Below are 14489 nucleotides of genomic sequence, written 5' to 3' on the forward strand. Positions count from 1 at the left end.
CGCAGGCGGAGGGGGTCGTCGGCGAGACGGGCCGAGCGCACGGGATCACCGGATCGGACGGCTGAACGCCTTCGCCGCGATCACCATGGCGGCAGCCACGAGCACGACGTCCTTCAGGATGTACTGCGCGGTCAGCGTCGGTCCGCCCGCGGTGAAGAGCTCACCGCCGAAGAACACGAGTGGCGAGAAGACGCCGACGAAGGTCACGGCCAGCGCGAGCAGCCCGACCCTGAGCAGTACGCCCGTGACGAGCGTGACGCCGACGAAGACCTCGAGCGTCGCCGTGAGGGCGAGCGCCGCGTAGCCGTCGACGACGCCGAACGACAGCACGTTCCAGGTGCGGGTCACGAGCGCTTCGACGGGGCTCAGGCCGGGGAAGAACTTCAGCACGCCGAAGACGAGGAAGACGAGGCCGAGCGAGACCCGCAGTGCTGGGACGCCGGCGCGGGCGAGGAAGCGCTGCGCGACCGCCTGGGCGGCGTTCGCGCGATCGAGGATCGAGTCGTACCCGGTCGCGGTCGCGACGCGACCCGTGCCGATGGTGGTGCTGGACATGGTGCTCCTTCCGAGAGCAACGTGGGAGATGCCGGCCGGAATCGACGGCTCACCCATCACATCGCCACCACGATGACCCGTCGTCGGGAGTGCCGCTGAACCGCGCTCGGTGGTTCCACGGAACGCGCTCTCAGGGACACGGCCGCCGGACCCCCCGAGTGCGAGACACGCCGCGGCAGACGATCGTGCTGGAATGGACCATGGTCGATGTCATGATCGCCGCGATGCCGTTCCACGGTCATGTCGCCCCGATGTCGGCGGTCGCGCGGGCCTTCATCGCCCAGGGCCACACCGTGCGCGTCTACACCGGCAACGCGCACGCCGCACGTTTCGAGGAGCTCGGCGCGAGCGTCATCCGGTGGCAGGCGGCGCCCGATTTCGACGAGCAGGACCTCAGCGCGACGTTCCCCGTGCTGCGCGGCCGCAAGGGGCCCCGGCAGATGCTCGCGAACGTCGAGCAGGTCTTCGTCCGCACGGGTTCGGCGCAGTGCGCCGACCTGCTCGCGGCGTTCGACGAGCATCCGTGGGAGGTGATCGTCGCCGACGGCATGAGCCTCGGCGCGCACCTCGCGGCCGAGCGCACGTCGACGGCCTGGGTCACCGTCAGCATCGTGCCGCTCATGGTGCCGACCGCCGAGCTGCCGCCGCCAGGACTGGGGCTCCGGCCGGCTCGCGGCGCCCTCGGACGGGTGCGCGACCGGCTGCTGCATCGTGTCGTCGCGCTCGTCGGCCGCCCGATCAACCGCGCCTATCAGGCCGAGCGCGTCCGAGTCGGGCTGGCACCGAACGGACTCGGCTTCGACGCGGCGTGCACGTCGCCGCAGCTCGTCTGCGCCAGCGGCGTGCGCGAGCTGGAGTACCCGCGCGATCGACCGATCGAGCAGGTCGTGCACGTCGGCGAGCTCATCGGTCCGTCGAGCGACGATCGGCGGGTTCCCGGGAGGTGGGAGGCCCTCGAACGCGACGGGGCGCCGATCGTGCACGTCACGCAGGGCACGCTCAACGTCGACCCCCACGACCTGATCGAACCGTCGTTCTCGGCGCTCGGCCGGCAGCCGGTGCGCATCGTCGCAGCGACAGGCCGGGACGGCGACGATGCGCTCCCGTTCCCGGCGCCTCCGAACGCGAGCGTTGCCGACTTCGTGCCCTACGACCGGCTGCTCCCCCGCACCGACACGATGATCACCAACGGCGGTTGGGGCGGAGTGCTCGCCGCGCTCGCCCACGACGTCCCGCTCATCATCGCCGGCGGCGACGTCGACAAGCCGGAGATCGCCGCACGCGTCGCATATGCAGGAGCGGGCATCGACCTGCGCACCGGCCGTCCGAAGCCGCGCGCGATCCTCCGGGCATGGCGGGCGGTGTCGGCGGATGCCTCGTTCCGCACCCGGGCCGCGCGCATCGGCGCGGCACTGCGCGCCCACGACGGCCCGCGCGAGGTCGTCGAGCACACGCTCGACCTCCTCGAGGCGAGGAGGTCGTCGTGAGCGCAGGCTCGGAGCGCGCCTCGAAGGCGCCCGCGAGTCAGGCCTTGGAGTGCGAGATCGCCGCGAGCAGGCCGTTCACGAACCCGGCCGAGTCGTCGGTCGAGAGCACCGTGGCCGCCTCGACGGCCTCGGAGATCGCGACACCGTCGGGCACGGCGTCGTTGTGGATGATCTCCCACACGCCGATGCGCAGGATCGCGCGGTCGACCGCCGGCATACGCTCGAGGGTCCAGCCGTGCGAGTGCGTCTCGATGAGCTCGTCGATCTGCGCGCGGTTGTCGACGATGCCGTCGACGATCTCGCGCGCGTAGAGCCACGACGCGGCGCGCTCGGGCTCGCCCGCCGCCTTCTCCGCCTCGACGACGAGCATCTGCTCGACGGGCACCTGGCGCATGTCGGCCGAGTACAGCAGATCGAGCGCGCGCTTGCGCGCCTTGGTACGAGCGCTCACTAGTCGTTCACGCGGCCGAGGTAGTCGCCCGTGCGGGTGTCGACCTTGACCTTCGTGCCGGTCTCGAGGAAGAGCGGCACCTGGATCTCGTAGCCGGTCTCGACGGTCGCGGGCTTCGTGCCACCGGTGGAGCGGTCGCCCTGCAGGCCGGGCTCCGTGTAGGTGATCTCGAGCACGACCGACGCGGGCAGCTCGACGTAGAGGGGGTTGCCGTTGTTCAGCGCCACGGTCACCGACTGGTTCTCGAGCATGAAGTTCGCGGCGTCGCCGACGACGGTGCCGGGCACCGTGAGCTGGTCGAAGTCGGTCTGATCCATGAAGACGAAGCCGTCGCCGTCGCTGTACAGGTACGTGAAGTCGCGGCGGTCGACGTTCTCGATCTCGATCTTCGCGCCCGCGTTGTAGGTGCGGTCGACCGTCTTGCCCGACACGACGTTCTTCAGCTTGGTGCGCACGAACGCACCGCCCTTGCCGGGCTTGACGTGCTGGAACTCGATGACGCTCCAGAGCTGACCGTCGATGGAGAGGACGACGCCGTTCTTGATGTCAGCGGTGCTTGCCATGCGTGTGTGTTCCGTTCAGTTGCGAAGAGGCTCGGCCGGAATCGGCCGCAGAAGTTCAGTCGGTCGAGTTTAGTCGCTCGGTCGAGACTGCGCCAATGCGAGCGGATGCCGCCTCCCCGCCGCCGTTCTCAGGCGTGACGCAGCACCCACTCGACGGCCATGCGGTACGAGTCGCTCCCGAAGCCGGCGATCACGCCGGTGGCGACCCCGGAGATCACGCTCGTGTGCCGGAAGGTCTCGCGCGTGTGCGGGTTCGAGAGGTGCACCTCCACGAGCGGCACGCCCGCCTGCTTCAGCTGGGCGGCGGCGTCGCGCAGCGCGTAGCTGTAGTGGGTGAACGCGGCCGGGTTCAGCACGACAGGGAGCCTCCGGTCGACGGCCTCGTGGATCCAGCCGATGAGCTCGGCCTCGTCGTCGCTCTGCCGCAGGTCGATCTCGACATCGGCCGGCACCACGCCGGCGAGCGAGTCGCGGATGTCGGCGAGGCTCTCGCTGCCGTAGACCTCGGGTTCGCGGGTGCCGAGCCGGCCGAGGTTCGGGCCGTTGAGGACGAGGATGGTGGAGGTCACGCGGCAAGCCTATCCACCGGTGGGCTGCGGGTGACGGCGGGTTGCACCTCGCCGTGCGGATGCACCCCGTGTTCACCGGTTGGTCGGCATCGAGATCGCCGGCGGACATGTCAACGTGCGCTCGGCCCGATTGGGTTGCGTCCATGGCACATCGCATCCCACGCGCACAGACGCGCATCCTCGCCCTGGCCGCGGCGGCCGCCACCGCAGCCGTCATCCTCGTCCCCTCCCCCGCGAACGCCGCCGACGACGGCGAGCCGAACGGCCCATCCGTCAAGAAGACGGAACCCACCCTCGTCGCCCGGGCGACGCTCTCGGCCGACCACCTCGAGGCGGGCCCCGCCAGCGGCGCGGCGCTCACCACGACGGTGAACGGGCGTACCGGACCCTTCGCCGGCCAGGTCGTCCCCGGGTTCTCGGCGATGATCGACAACGGCGACGGCACGTTCTGGGCCCAGCCCGACAACGGCTTCGGCGCGAAGGGCAACTCGGCGGACTTCCTGCTCCGCAATTACCTCGTCCGTCCGGCCTGGCAGACCGCGGAGGGCGGCAGCGGCGAGATCCAGGTCGAGCGGTTCGTCTCGTACAACGACGCGAACGACGTGCTCGACTTCCCGATCGCGAACGAGGCGACGCCCGAGCGCCTGCTCACCGGCGCCGACTTCGACATCGAGTCGGTGGTCCGGGCGAAGGACGGCAGCTTCTGGGTCGGTGAGGAGTTCGGCCCGTTCCTGCTCCACTTCAGCGCCGACGGCACGCTGCTCGAGAAGCCGCACCCGATGCCCGGTGGCGCGAAGTCGCCGCAGAACCCGTACCTGCAAGCCGGCGAGACGCCGCGCGTGCGTGCGAGCCGCGGCTTCGAGGCGCTCGCGTCCTCGGTGAACGGGCGCTACCTCTATCCGATCGTCGAGGGATCCTACGCGGATGACGCCGACCTCCGCCGTCGCGAGATCCTCGAGTTCGACACCAGGTCGGGCGCGTACACGGGCCGTACCTGGAGCTACCAGACCGACCAGGACGCGAACGTCGTCGGCGATGCGTTCGCCGTGCGCAAGGGAGTCCTGCTCCTCGTCGAGCGCGACGACTTCGAAGGCGACCAGGCCGTGACGAAGCGCATCTACGAAGTGGACCTCAAGCGCACGGACGCCGAGGGCAAGCTGGAGAAGACGCTCGTGCTCGATGCGCTGCGCATCGCGAGCCCCGGGCTGCTCGGCGCGGGCGACGGCTACGGCACGGGCGACCCGTTCTCGCTGCCCGTGCAGTCGTTCGAGACCGTCGTGCAGCTGAAGGGCGGCGACCTCCTGATCGCCAACGACAACAACTACCCCGGCAACGACGCGCGCATCGGGGGCACCCCCGACGACACCGAGATCGACGTCATCGACCTCGATCGCACCCGCGTGCAGCCGTCCGACGTCACCGTCGTGGCGCATCGCGGCGCGAGCGGCTACCGCCCCGAGCACACCCTCGCCTCCTACGAGACCGCGATCACCGAGTGCGCCGACTTCATCGAGCCCGACGTGGTCTCGACGAAGGACGGAGTCCTCGTCGCCCGCCACGAGAACGAGATCAGCGGCACGACGGATGTCGCGTCCCGCCCGGTCTTCGCCGACCGCAAGGCCACGAAGGTCATCGACGGCGTCTCCGTCACGGGCTGGTTCACCGAGGACTTCACGCTCGCCGAGCTCAAGACGCTGCGCGCGATCGAGCGGCTCCCGCAGATCCGCCCGGAGAACACGACGTTCAACGGCCTCTACCAGGTACCGACCCTCGACGAGGTGCTCGACCTCGCGCGGCACTCGGTGAGCTGCGATGGGCTGCCGGTGGGCGTCTACCCCGAGACGAAGCACCCGAGCTACTTCGACTCGATCGGCCTCTCGCTCGAGGAGCCGCTCGTCGCCGAGCTCTCGCGCAACGGGCTCGACAGGGCCGATGCCCCCGTCATCATCCAGAGCTTCGAGGTGGGCAACCTCCGCGAGCTCGACGGGGCCACCGACGTGGGGCTCGCCCAGCTCATCAACTCGAGCGGTCGACCCTACGACTTCGCGGTCGCCGGTGACGCCCGCACGTACGCCGATCTCGCGACGCCCGCTGGCCTCGCCGAGATCGCGACGTACGCCGAGGGCGTCGGCGTCGAGAAGAGCCTCGTGATCCCCCGCACCGCGACCGGCACGCTCGGTGCGCCGACGACGCTGATCGCCGACGCGCACGCGGCCGGGCTCGAGGTGCACGGCTGGACGTTCCGCCGCGAGAACGCGTTCCTCCCGGCCGAGTTCCGTTCGAGCGCCGACCCCGCAGGCATCGGCGACCTCGCCGGCGAACTCCGGGTGTTCCTCGACGAAGGCCTCGACGGCTTCTTCAGCGACAACCCCGACCTCGGCGCAGCGACCGCAGGTTGATCCGGCTCATCCGATTCGAGAGCGGGCGGATGCCTCGGGCATCCGCCCGCTCTCGTTCGCGTGTCTCAGGAGGCGATCTCCTGATACGCGGCGAAGAGCAGCGACGGGTCGGGCGCGAGCATGACCGTGGGCTTCGCCAGGTCGTCCAGCACGATGAAGCGCAGCTGGCCCGCGCGGGCCTTCTTGTCGCGCTGCATCGTCGCGAGGAGCGTGTTCCACCGGCCGGCGGGGTACGTCGTCGGCAGGCTCAGCAGGTCGAGCACCCGCTTGTGCCGGTCGGCGACCTCGTCGGAGAGGCGGCCCGAGAGACGGCCGAGTTCTGCTGCGAACGCCATGCCGACCGCGACCGCCGCACCGTGGCGCCACTGGTACCGCTCGGCGTGCTCGATCGCGTGACCGAGGGTGTGCCCGTAGTTCAGGATCTCGCGGAGCCCCTGCTCGGTGAAGTCCTCTGAGACGACATCGGCCTTCATCCGGATCGCGAGCTCGACCACGCGGCGGAACTGCGGCGTCGACGGGTCGGTCGCGGCCTCGGGGTCGGCCTCGATGATGTCGAGGATCTCGGGGTAGCGGATGAACCCCGCCTTCACGATCTCGGCGAAGCCCGCGAGGATCTCGTTCTTCGGCAGCGTTTCGAACACGTCGAGGTCGCAGATCACGGCGGCGGGCGCATGGAAGGCGCCGACGAGGTTCTTGCCCTCGTTGGTGTTGATGCCGGTCTTGCCGCCGACGGCCGCGTCGACCATGCCGAGCACCGTCGTCGGCACCTGCACGACCTTGACACCGCGCAACCATGTCGCTGCGACGAATCCAGCGAGGTCGGTGATCGCTCCCCCGCCGAATCCGACGACCGCGTCGGTGCGGGTGAAGTCGGCCTGACCGAGCACCTGCCAGCAGAACGCGGCGACCTCGATGCGCTTGCCGGCCTCGGCGTCGGGCACCTCGGCGAGCAGCACCTGGTAGCGGTCGGAGAGCGCTTCGCGGAGTTCGGCCGCGCGGGCGCCGAGCGTCGCGGGGTGCACGATGAGCACCTTCGTCGGCTCGGAGCCGAGTGCGTCGCCGAGTTCGGCGAGCACGCCGCGGCCCACGATGACGTCGTAGCCCGATTCGCCGCCGACGCGGATGCTCGTGCGGGTCTCGTCTACGGTCATCGTGTTCCTCCGAAGCGCCCGGTGATGTCGTCGACGATCCGCGCGACCGAGCGACGCGAGGTGTCGATGCTGAAGTCGGCGACCGACTCGTACAGGGGGCGGCGCGCCTCGAGGATGGCGCTCCAGCGCTCGATGCCGCCGTCGGCGAGGAGCGGTCGGGTGCCGCCCGCGAGGCGCGGAGCCACCGCCGACGCGGAGACCTGCAGCCAGACGACGGGCAGTCCCGCGAGGTCGTCGCGGGTGTCCTCGTGCAGCACGGCTCCGCCGCCGAGCGAGATCACGGCCTCTTCGCGCAGCGCCTCGTCGACGACCTCGCGCTCGACGATGCGGAAGTACTCCTCGCCCTCCCGGTCGAAGATCTCCTCGATCGGCCCGTACCGTTCGACGATGCGCAGGTCGGTGTCGACGAACGGTGCGCCGACGGATGCCGCGAGCCGCTGCCCGACCCGCGATTTGCCCGCGCCCATCGGGCCGACGAGCACGATCGGCAGGGCGAGTCGCGGGGTGTCAGACACGATCTGCCGCGACATCCGCCGCAGTGCCTGCGGTGCGGAGCGTGTCGGGGATCGCCGCGAGGTAGGACTCGAGGTTGCGACGGGTCTCGGCGACCGAGTCGCCGCCGAACTTCTCGAGCACGGCGTTCGCGAGGGTGAGGGCGACCATCGCCTCGGCCACGACGCCGGCAGCGGGGACGGCCACGACGTCGGAGCGCTGGTGGTGTGCCGCGGCGGCCTCGCCGGTCGAGACGTCGACCGTCGGCAGTGCGTGCGGCACGGTCGCGATGGGCTTCATGCCGGCGCGCACACGCAGCACGGTACCGGTGGACATGCCGCCCTCGGTTCCGCCGGCACGGTCGCTGGCGCGCGCGATGCGACCGCCGTCGACGTGCAGCTCGTCATGCGCGACCGAGCCGCGGCGCCGGGTCGTCTCGAAGCCGTCGCCGACCTCGACGCCCTTGATCGCCTGGATGCCCATGAGCGCTGCGGCGAGCTGGGCGTCGAGGCGACGGTCCCAGTGCACGTGCGAGCCGAGTCCGGGCGGCACGCCGTAGGCGAGCACCTCGACGACACCGCCGAGGGTGTCGCCCTCCTTGTGCGCGAGGTCGACCTCGGCGACCATCGCGGCCGAGGTCTCGGGGTCGAAGCACCGCAGCGGGTCGGCGTCGAGACGGTCGACGTCGTCGGGCGTCGGCAGCGGGCTGCCGTCGGGCACCCGTACCGGCCCGATCGCGAGCGTGTGGGCGACGAGCCGGATGCCGAGCTCTCCGAGGAACGAACGTGCGATCGCGCCGAGCGCGACACGTGCTGCGGTCTCTCGAGCGCTCGCGCGCTCGAGCACCGGACGCGCTTCGTCGAAGCCGTACTTCTGCATGCCGACGAGGTCGGCGTGACCGGGGCGGGGGCGGGTCAGTGCGGCGCCGCGCCCGCGGCCGAGCTTCGCGGGGTCGATGGGCTCGGGGCTCATGACCTCCTGCCACTTCGGCCACTCGGTGTTGCCGATGCGCAGCGCGACGGGGCTGCCGAGGCTGAGGCCGTGGCGCACACCGCCCGAGATCGCGAGCTCGTCCTGTTCGAACTTCATGCGGGCACCCCGGCCGTAGCCGAGTTTGCGGCGCGCGAGGTCGGCGCGGATGTCGTCGAGTGAAACGGGGATACCGGCGGGAAGACCCTCGAGGATCGCGACGAGCTCAGGGCCGTGCGACTCTCCGGCAGTGAGCCAACGAAGCATGCTCCCATCCTTCCACAGGCTCAGCGAGCCGAACCGCGTGTGACGGCGACGCATCACCCACCAGTGCGACAGCGAGCGGCCCCGCACCCTTCCACAGGCTCAGGAGACGGCAGCGCGCATGGCGTCGAGCACGGCGTCCTCGTCGTCGAGCGGCGCGGTCGGGTGGCCGTTCACGAAGATCCGCACCTGCAGCAAGGCCTGGTGCAGCAGCATCCCGAGCCCGTGCACGACCGTACCCCCGCCGGCGAGCCAGCCCGCTGCGAGCGGCGTCGGCCATGGGTCGTACGCGACATCGAGCAGCGCGGCCGAGGCGATGAGCTCAGCGGATGCCTCGACGCCGAGGTCCGTGCCACCGGGAACGGTGCTCACCACGAGTTCGGCGGGCCGGTCGATCGCGAGTTCGGCCAGCCCGCCCTCTTCGACCTGGATCCCGAGACGCGACCCGATCCCGACGAGCGCGGCAGCGGAGCCCGGGCGCCGCACGAGCACCCGCACTTCGCGGGCGCCGAGCTCCGACATCGCGACGAGCGTTGAGGCGGCCGTCGCGCCGCCGCCGAGGAGCACGCCGCGCGACACCTCGTGGACACCGGCCTCGCGCAGGGTTCGCACGATGCCGCCGACGTCGGTGTTGAATCCTCGCCGACCGCCTTCGTCGAGCAGCACGGTGTTCGCGGCGCCCGTGGCGGCGGCGACGTCGTCGAGGGCGTCGAGGAGGGGCAGCACGTCCTGCTTCAACGGCATGGTGAGCGAGAGCCCGCGCCACGAGGCGTCGAGGCCGCCGATGAACTCTCCGAGTCGGAGGCCGTCCATCTCGATCGCCGTGTACTGCCACGGCAGCCCGAGGCGCTCATATGCCGCGCGATGCAGCGCCGGGCTCTTCGAGTGCGAGATCGGCGAGCCGAGCACGGCGAGCCGGCGGGGTTCACTCACAGTACGAGGCGTTCTCGTCCAGTGCGCACCACTCCTGCAGCCGGGCCACTGCTGCTTCGTGCTCGTCGACCGTGGTGGAGAAGACGGTCTCGCCCGTGGCCAGGTTCACCGGCACGAAGAACAGCCAGGGGCCGTCTGCCGGGTGGATGGCGGCGTTGATCGCGACATCGCCCGGGTTGCCGATCGGTCCGATCGGAAGCCCCGGGTTCGCGTAGGTGTTGTAGAGGTTCGACGCGTCGGCGCGCTCCTCATCGGTCGTCCACACGGTGTGCGTGTTGCCGGTGCCGTACGCGACGGTCGCGTCGGACTCGAGGTTGATTCCTTGATCGAGGCGGTTCTGGAAGACCCGCGCGACCTTCGGGAAGTCGTCGAGGTTCGACCCGGCCTCGCGCTGCACGATCGACGCGAGCACGATCGTGCGCCAGCGCTGGTCGGCCGGGACGCCGGCGGCGTCGAGCGCCTCGAACTGCCGGTTCACGAGGGTCTGCAGCACGGCATGGGCGTCGAGCCCCGGCTCCAGCGTGTAGGTGGCCGGGAACAAGAACCCTTCGAGCGTCGTGGCCTCCGCCGGTAGCCCGTAGCTCGCGGGCGGCTCGACGGAGGCGGCCTGCAGGTTCTCGAGCGGCACGTCGCTGCCCTCGGAGATGGCGACGAGCGTGTCGGGCAGCGAGGTGCCCTCGGGGATCACGAACGTGTTCTCGAGCTTGTTGGCCGGGTCTTGCAGCGCATCGAGCGCGGCCTGCGCGCTCATCTCCTCGGCCAGCTGGTAGGCGCCCGGGTGGAACTCGGGTTCGGGGCTCTGCTCCAGAAGGAGGTCGTAGAACGCGTCGTACGAGGCGGTGACTCCCTCGTCGACGAGGTTCGTCGCGATGTCGGAGCCGTTCTCGCCGTCGTGGATCATGAACACCACCTCGCCGGTGCCGGCACCGTCGAAGTCCGCAGCGGGAGTGAATCGCTCGATGACGGCGTTGATCGGACCCTGCAGGAAGAAGAACGCCACGGCGCCGAGCGCGACGACGATGAGGAGTGCCACGAGACAGCCCCACGCTCCGCGGCGCTTCGGCTTCTCGGGCTCGTACGGGTCGGAGTTCACGGCGCGTCGTTCGGCTCGCGACGGACGATCCGTCTCCGGCGCCGCCGGTTCCGCGACGATCGACTCGAAGAGCGGCAGTGTGGAGTTCGGCTGGGCGTGCGCGGCCGGCGCAGTCGGCTCACCGGCTTCGGCCAGAATCGCCGCAGCCTCGGCCGCCGCAGCCTGACGCTGCTCGGCCTCCCGCGCCTCCCGACGAGTCATCGGGCGCCCTTCGGGCCCGGGCTGCGGTGCCGAGGGTGCGTCGCTCGGCGTCTGCGCGGCCGGAACCGGTGCCGGCGCGGCATCCGCTGCTCTCGGCGCCCGGATCGGCGCATCGCCCGAGAGCATCGCGTTCCAGTCGGCGGTCGCGAGGTCGCGATCGTCGCGGTCGGGAGGAAGGTGGGTCACAGGGGGGATGGCCCTTCGTGGATCTCGATCATTCGCCCGGGCGGGCGGTCGAAATCCCGCTCGGCGTCGATGGCGTGTTGCAAAATGATAACGGCTGCAACTTGATCCACGATGGGACGTTGCTTGCGCGTCGACTTCCCGGTCGCGCGAAGCGCCTGTTGGGCACTCACGGTCGAGAGCCGTTCGTCGACGAGTCGCACCGGGATCCCCGTGCTCGTCAACCTCTCGGCGAACGCTATCGCATCGTCGGTCGACGGCGTCGACGCTCCGGACAGCGACAACGGGTTGCCCACGACGATCTCGATCACCTCGTGTTCGCGCGCGATCTCGAGGATGCGCGCGACATCGGCGTCGCCGTCCGCGGCACGCGGCACCGTCTCCACCGGGGTCGCGAGCATCCCGCCGGTGTCGCACCGCGCCACGCCGATGCGGGCGCGCCCGACGTCGACCCCGAGCCTCGCCCCGGTTCGCACGACGCCTACCCTCGGAGCGCCGAGCGCACCGCGTCGAGCGCAGCGGGGATCGCCGCGAGATCGCTGCCGCCGCCCTGGGCGAGATCGGGCTTGCCGCCGCCACCGCCGCCGAGCACTCCGGCCATCGTCTTCGCGAGCGCACCGGCGTTCGCACCGGCGTCTCGGGCGGCGGGTGACGTCGCGACGATCGCGACCGGCTTGCCGCCGACCTCTGCGGTCAGCGCTACGACGGATGCCGCATCGCCGAGCTGCGATCGCACGGAGGTCGCGAGTGCACGCAGTTCGTCGCCGGAGCCGAGCGAGCCGACCGTCTCGGCCACGAGCAGCACCTCGCCGGCGCGGACGGCCTTGGCGGCAAGCGCGGGCACGCGGTCGTTCAGCGCACGGGCCTCGAACTGCTGGATGCGCTTCTCGGCGGCCTTCAGGCTCGTGACGAGCTCGCCGACGCGATCGACGAGCTGCTCGGGGCGCGTCTTCAACGTCGAGGTGAGTTCGGAGACGAGCGCACGCTCCGACGCGAAGCGGCGGAAGGCGTCGAGACCGACGAGCGACTCCACGCGGCGGTTGGATGCGCCGACCGAGGACTCCCCCACGATGTTGATCATGCCGACCTCGGCGCTCGTCGCCACGTGCGTGCCGGCGCAGAGCTCGCGCGACCAGGGGCCGCCGATGTCGACGACGCGCACGACATCCCCGTACTTCTCGCCGAAGAGCGCCATCGCGCCGAGGGACTTGGCCTCGTCGAGCGGCATCTCGCGCGTGACGACCTCGAGGTTGTCGCGGATCGCGGCGTTGGAGATCTCCTCGATCTCGCTGCGGGTCTCAGCGGAGAGCGCCGAGTTCCAGCCGTAGTCGAGTCGCAGGTAGCCGGCCTTGTTGAACGAGCCGGACTGGTGGGCGTTGGGGCCGAGCACCTGGCGGAGCGCAGCGTGCACGAGGTGCGTGCCGGAGTGCGCCTGCGTGGCGCCGCGGCGGTACTGCTCGTCGACGAGGGTCGTCGCGGGCACGCCGACGCCGACCTCGCCCGCGGTCACCTTCACCGTGTGGCTGATGAGGCCCTTGATGGGCTTCTGCACGTCGAGCACCTCGAGCTCGAATCCGTCGCCGACGATGCGGCCCTGGTCGGGCGCCTGTCCACCGGACTCCGCGTACAGCGAGGTCTCGGCGAGGATCACCTCGGCGGTCTGCCCTGCGGTCGCGAACGGCACGGGGCGACCGTCGACGAGCAGGCCGAGCACGCTCGACGCGGTCGTCAGCTCGGTGTAGCCCGTGAAGATCGTCTCGCCCTTGGCCCGGAACTCGGCGTACACCGAGAGGTCGGCGAGCACCTTCTTCTTCGACTTCGCATCGGCCTTCGCGCGGGAGCGCTGCTCGGTCATGAGCGTGTCGAACGCCGCGCGGTCGACGGCGAGGCCGGCTTCGTCGGCCATCTCGAGCGTGAGTTCGATCGGGAAGCCGTAGGTGTCGTGCAGCAGGAACGCGGTGTCGCCGGCGAGCTGGCCGCGTCCGGACTCCTTCGTCTTCGAGACGGCGAGGTCGAGGATCGACGTGCCCGCGGTGAGCGTGCGGAGGAACGTCTCCTCCTCGCCGAGTGCGAGCTGCTCGATGTGCGCGTAGTCCTTCGCGACCTCGGGGTAGGCGGACTTCATCGCATCGCGAGACGCGGCGAAGAGCTCGCGGAAGGTGGGGCCCTCCACTCCGAGCAGGCGCATGGCGCGGATGCTGCGGCGCAGCAGCCGGCGCAGGATGTAGCCGCGCCCCTCGTTCGACGGGCTCACGCCGTCGCTCATCAGCATGAGGGCCGAGCGAACGTGGTCGGCGATGACGCGCATGCGCACGTCGTCGTCGTGGTTCGCGCCGTAGCGGCGACCCGAGAGCTCCGCTGCACGGTCGAGCACCGGGCGCACCTGGTCGATCTCGTACATGTTGTCGACACCCTGCTTGATGAAGGCGACGCGCTCGAGCCCCATGCCGGTGTCGATGTTCTTCTTCGGCAATTCCTTCACGATGCGGAAGTCGGTCTTCGACGTCACGTCATCGATGAGGTACTGCATGAACACGAGGTTCCAGATCTCGACGTAGCGGTCGTCATCGGTCGCCGGACCGCCGTCGGCACCGTAGGCGGGGCCGCGGTCGAAGAAGATCTCCGAGCAGGGGCCGGCCGGGCCGGGCTGGCCGGTGTGCCAGTAGTTCGTGTCCTTGCCGAGGCGCTGGATGCGCTCGTCGGGCAGGCCCGCGACCTTCTTCCAGAGTTCGATCGCCTCGTCGTCGTCTTCGTAGACGGTGACCCAGAGGTCGTCGGGGTCGAAGCCGTAGCCGCCGCCGGCCTCGGGAGTCGTCAGCAGCTCCCACGCCATGGAGATGGCGCCTTCCTTGAAGTAGTCGCCGAACGAGAAGTTGCCGTTCATCTGGAAGAACGTGCCGTGGCGCGGCGTTCGGCCGACCTCTTCGATGTCGTTCGTGCGGATGCACTTCTGCACACTCGTCGCGCGCGGGTACGGCGCAGGCACGAGACCCGTCAGGTACGGCACGAACGGCACCATGCCGGCGACCGTGAAGAGCAGCGTGGGGTCGTCGGAGACGAGTGATGCCGAGGGGACGACGGTGTGTCCGCGCTCGGCGAAGAAGTCCAGCCAACGCTGGCGGATGTCGGCAGTCTGCATGGTTCCGTTCTCGGTCGTGCCCGGGGCATCCGGGCCATCA

At 70.4% G+C, this 14489-nt stretch carries 13 protein-coding genes; 2 read left to right on the top strand and 11 right to left on the bottom strand.

What is annotated here, in order from left to right; genetic code table 11:
- Positions 1 to 45: 45 nt before the first annotated feature.
- The gene (locus ASE14_RS03510; protein ID WP_056650731.1) at positions 46 to 555 is read right to left on the bottom strand and encodes a DoxX family membrane protein; all 510 of its coding nucleotides are present in this window, start codon (positions 553 to 555) and stop codon (positions 46 to 48) included.
- A 200-nt stretch (positions 556 to 755) separates the two neighbouring features.
- Here ASE14_RS03510 and ASE14_RS03515 point away from each other — a divergent pair, with 200 nt between their 5' ends.
- A complete protein-coding gene (locus ASE14_RS03515; RefSeq protein WP_056650734.1) occupies positions 756 to 2042 on the top strand; it encodes a glycosyltransferase in 1287 nt (428 codons plus the stop codon).
- Between the two features lie 37 nt (positions 2043 to 2079).
- Here ASE14_RS03515 and nusB read toward each other — a convergent pair whose 3' ends face one another.
- The 3 genes from nusB to ASE14_RS03530 all read right to left on the bottom strand — a co-directional run bounded on the left by nusB (position 2080) and on the right by ASE14_RS03530 (position 3625).
- Positions 2080 to 2493: a transcription antitermination factor NusB gene (gene nusB, locus ASE14_RS03520; RefSeq protein ID WP_056650737.1), complete on the bottom strand. Its 414-nt coding sequence runs from the start codon at positions 2491 to 2493 to the stop codon at positions 2080 to 2082.
- Complete coding sequence (efp, locus tag ASE14_RS03525) at positions 2493 to 3056, bottom strand: elongation factor P (RefSeq protein WP_056009305.1); 564 nt, start codon at positions 3054 to 3056, stop codon at positions 2493 to 2495. The genes nusB and efp overlap by 1 nt, the downstream gene beginning before the upstream one ends.
- A gap of 128 nt (positions 3057 to 3184) precedes the next feature.
- The gene (locus ASE14_RS03530; protein WP_056650740.1) at positions 3185 to 3625 is read right to left on the bottom strand and encodes a type II 3-dehydroquinate dehydratase; all 441 of its coding nucleotides are present in this window, start codon (positions 3623 to 3625) and stop codon (positions 3185 to 3187) included.
- Between the two features lie 143 nt (positions 3626 to 3768).
- Between ASE14_RS03530 and ASE14_RS03535 the strand changes: the two genes are divergently transcribed.
- Entirely contained in the window at positions 3769 to 6024 is a 2256-nt protein-coding gene (locus tag ASE14_RS03535; protein WP_056650742.1) for an esterase-like activity of phytase family protein, read from the top strand.
- A gap of 65 nt (positions 6025 to 6089) precedes the next feature.
- Here the strand turns inward: ASE14_RS03535 and aroB are convergent, their stop codons facing one another.
- From aroB to alaS, 7 genes are all read right to left on the bottom strand, one after another.
- Positions 6090 to 7175 carry a 3-dehydroquinate synthase gene (gene aroB, locus ASE14_RS03540; RefSeq protein ID WP_056650745.1) on the bottom strand — a complete coding sequence of 362 codons (1086 nt, stop codon included), beginning with the start codon at positions 7173 to 7175 and terminating at the stop codon, positions 6090 to 6092.
- The gene (locus tag ASE14_RS03545) at positions 7172 to 7690 is read right to left on the bottom strand and encodes a shikimate kinase (RefSeq protein ID WP_235511068.1); all 519 of its coding nucleotides are present in this window, start codon (positions 7688 to 7690) and stop codon (positions 7172 to 7174) included. Before ASE14_RS03545 ends, aroB begins: the two co-directional genes overlap by 4 nt.
- A complete protein-coding gene (gene aroC, locus ASE14_RS03550) occupies positions 7683 to 8903 on the bottom strand; it encodes a chorismate synthase (RefSeq protein WP_056651711.1) in 1221 nt (406 codons plus the stop codon). Before aroC ends, ASE14_RS03545 begins: the two co-directional genes overlap by 8 nt.
- A 99-nt stretch (positions 8904 to 9002) precedes the next feature.
- Positions 9003 to 9833, bottom strand: coding sequence for a shikimate dehydrogenase (locus ASE14_RS03555; protein ID WP_056650750.1), 831 nt, complete (start codon positions 9831 to 9833; stop codon positions 9003 to 9005).
- Complete coding sequence (gene mltG, locus ASE14_RS03560; RefSeq protein ID WP_235511070.1) at positions 9826 to 11313, bottom strand: endolytic transglycosylase MltG; 1488 nt, start codon at positions 11311 to 11313, stop codon at positions 9826 to 9828. Before mltG ends, ASE14_RS03555 begins: the two co-directional genes overlap by 8 nt.
- Positions 11310 to 11786, bottom strand: a complete 477-nt coding sequence (gene ruvX, locus ASE14_RS03565) for a Holliday junction resolvase RuvX (RefSeq protein ID WP_056650753.1) — start codon at positions 11784 to 11786, stop codon at positions 11310 to 11312. Before ruvX ends, mltG begins: the two co-directional genes overlap by 4 nt.
- Positions 11787 to 11791: 5 nt before the next feature.
- Complete coding sequence (gene alaS, locus ASE14_RS03570; protein WP_056650756.1) at positions 11792 to 14449, bottom strand: alanine--tRNA ligase; 2658 nt, start codon at positions 14447 to 14449, stop codon at positions 11792 to 11794.
- Between the last annotated feature and the right edge of the window lie 40 nt (positions 14450 to 14489).

Source organism: Agromyces sp. Root81 (genome assembly GCF_001429165.1).
GTDB lineage: Bacteria > Actinomycetota > Actinomycetes > Actinomycetales > Microbacteriaceae > Agromyces.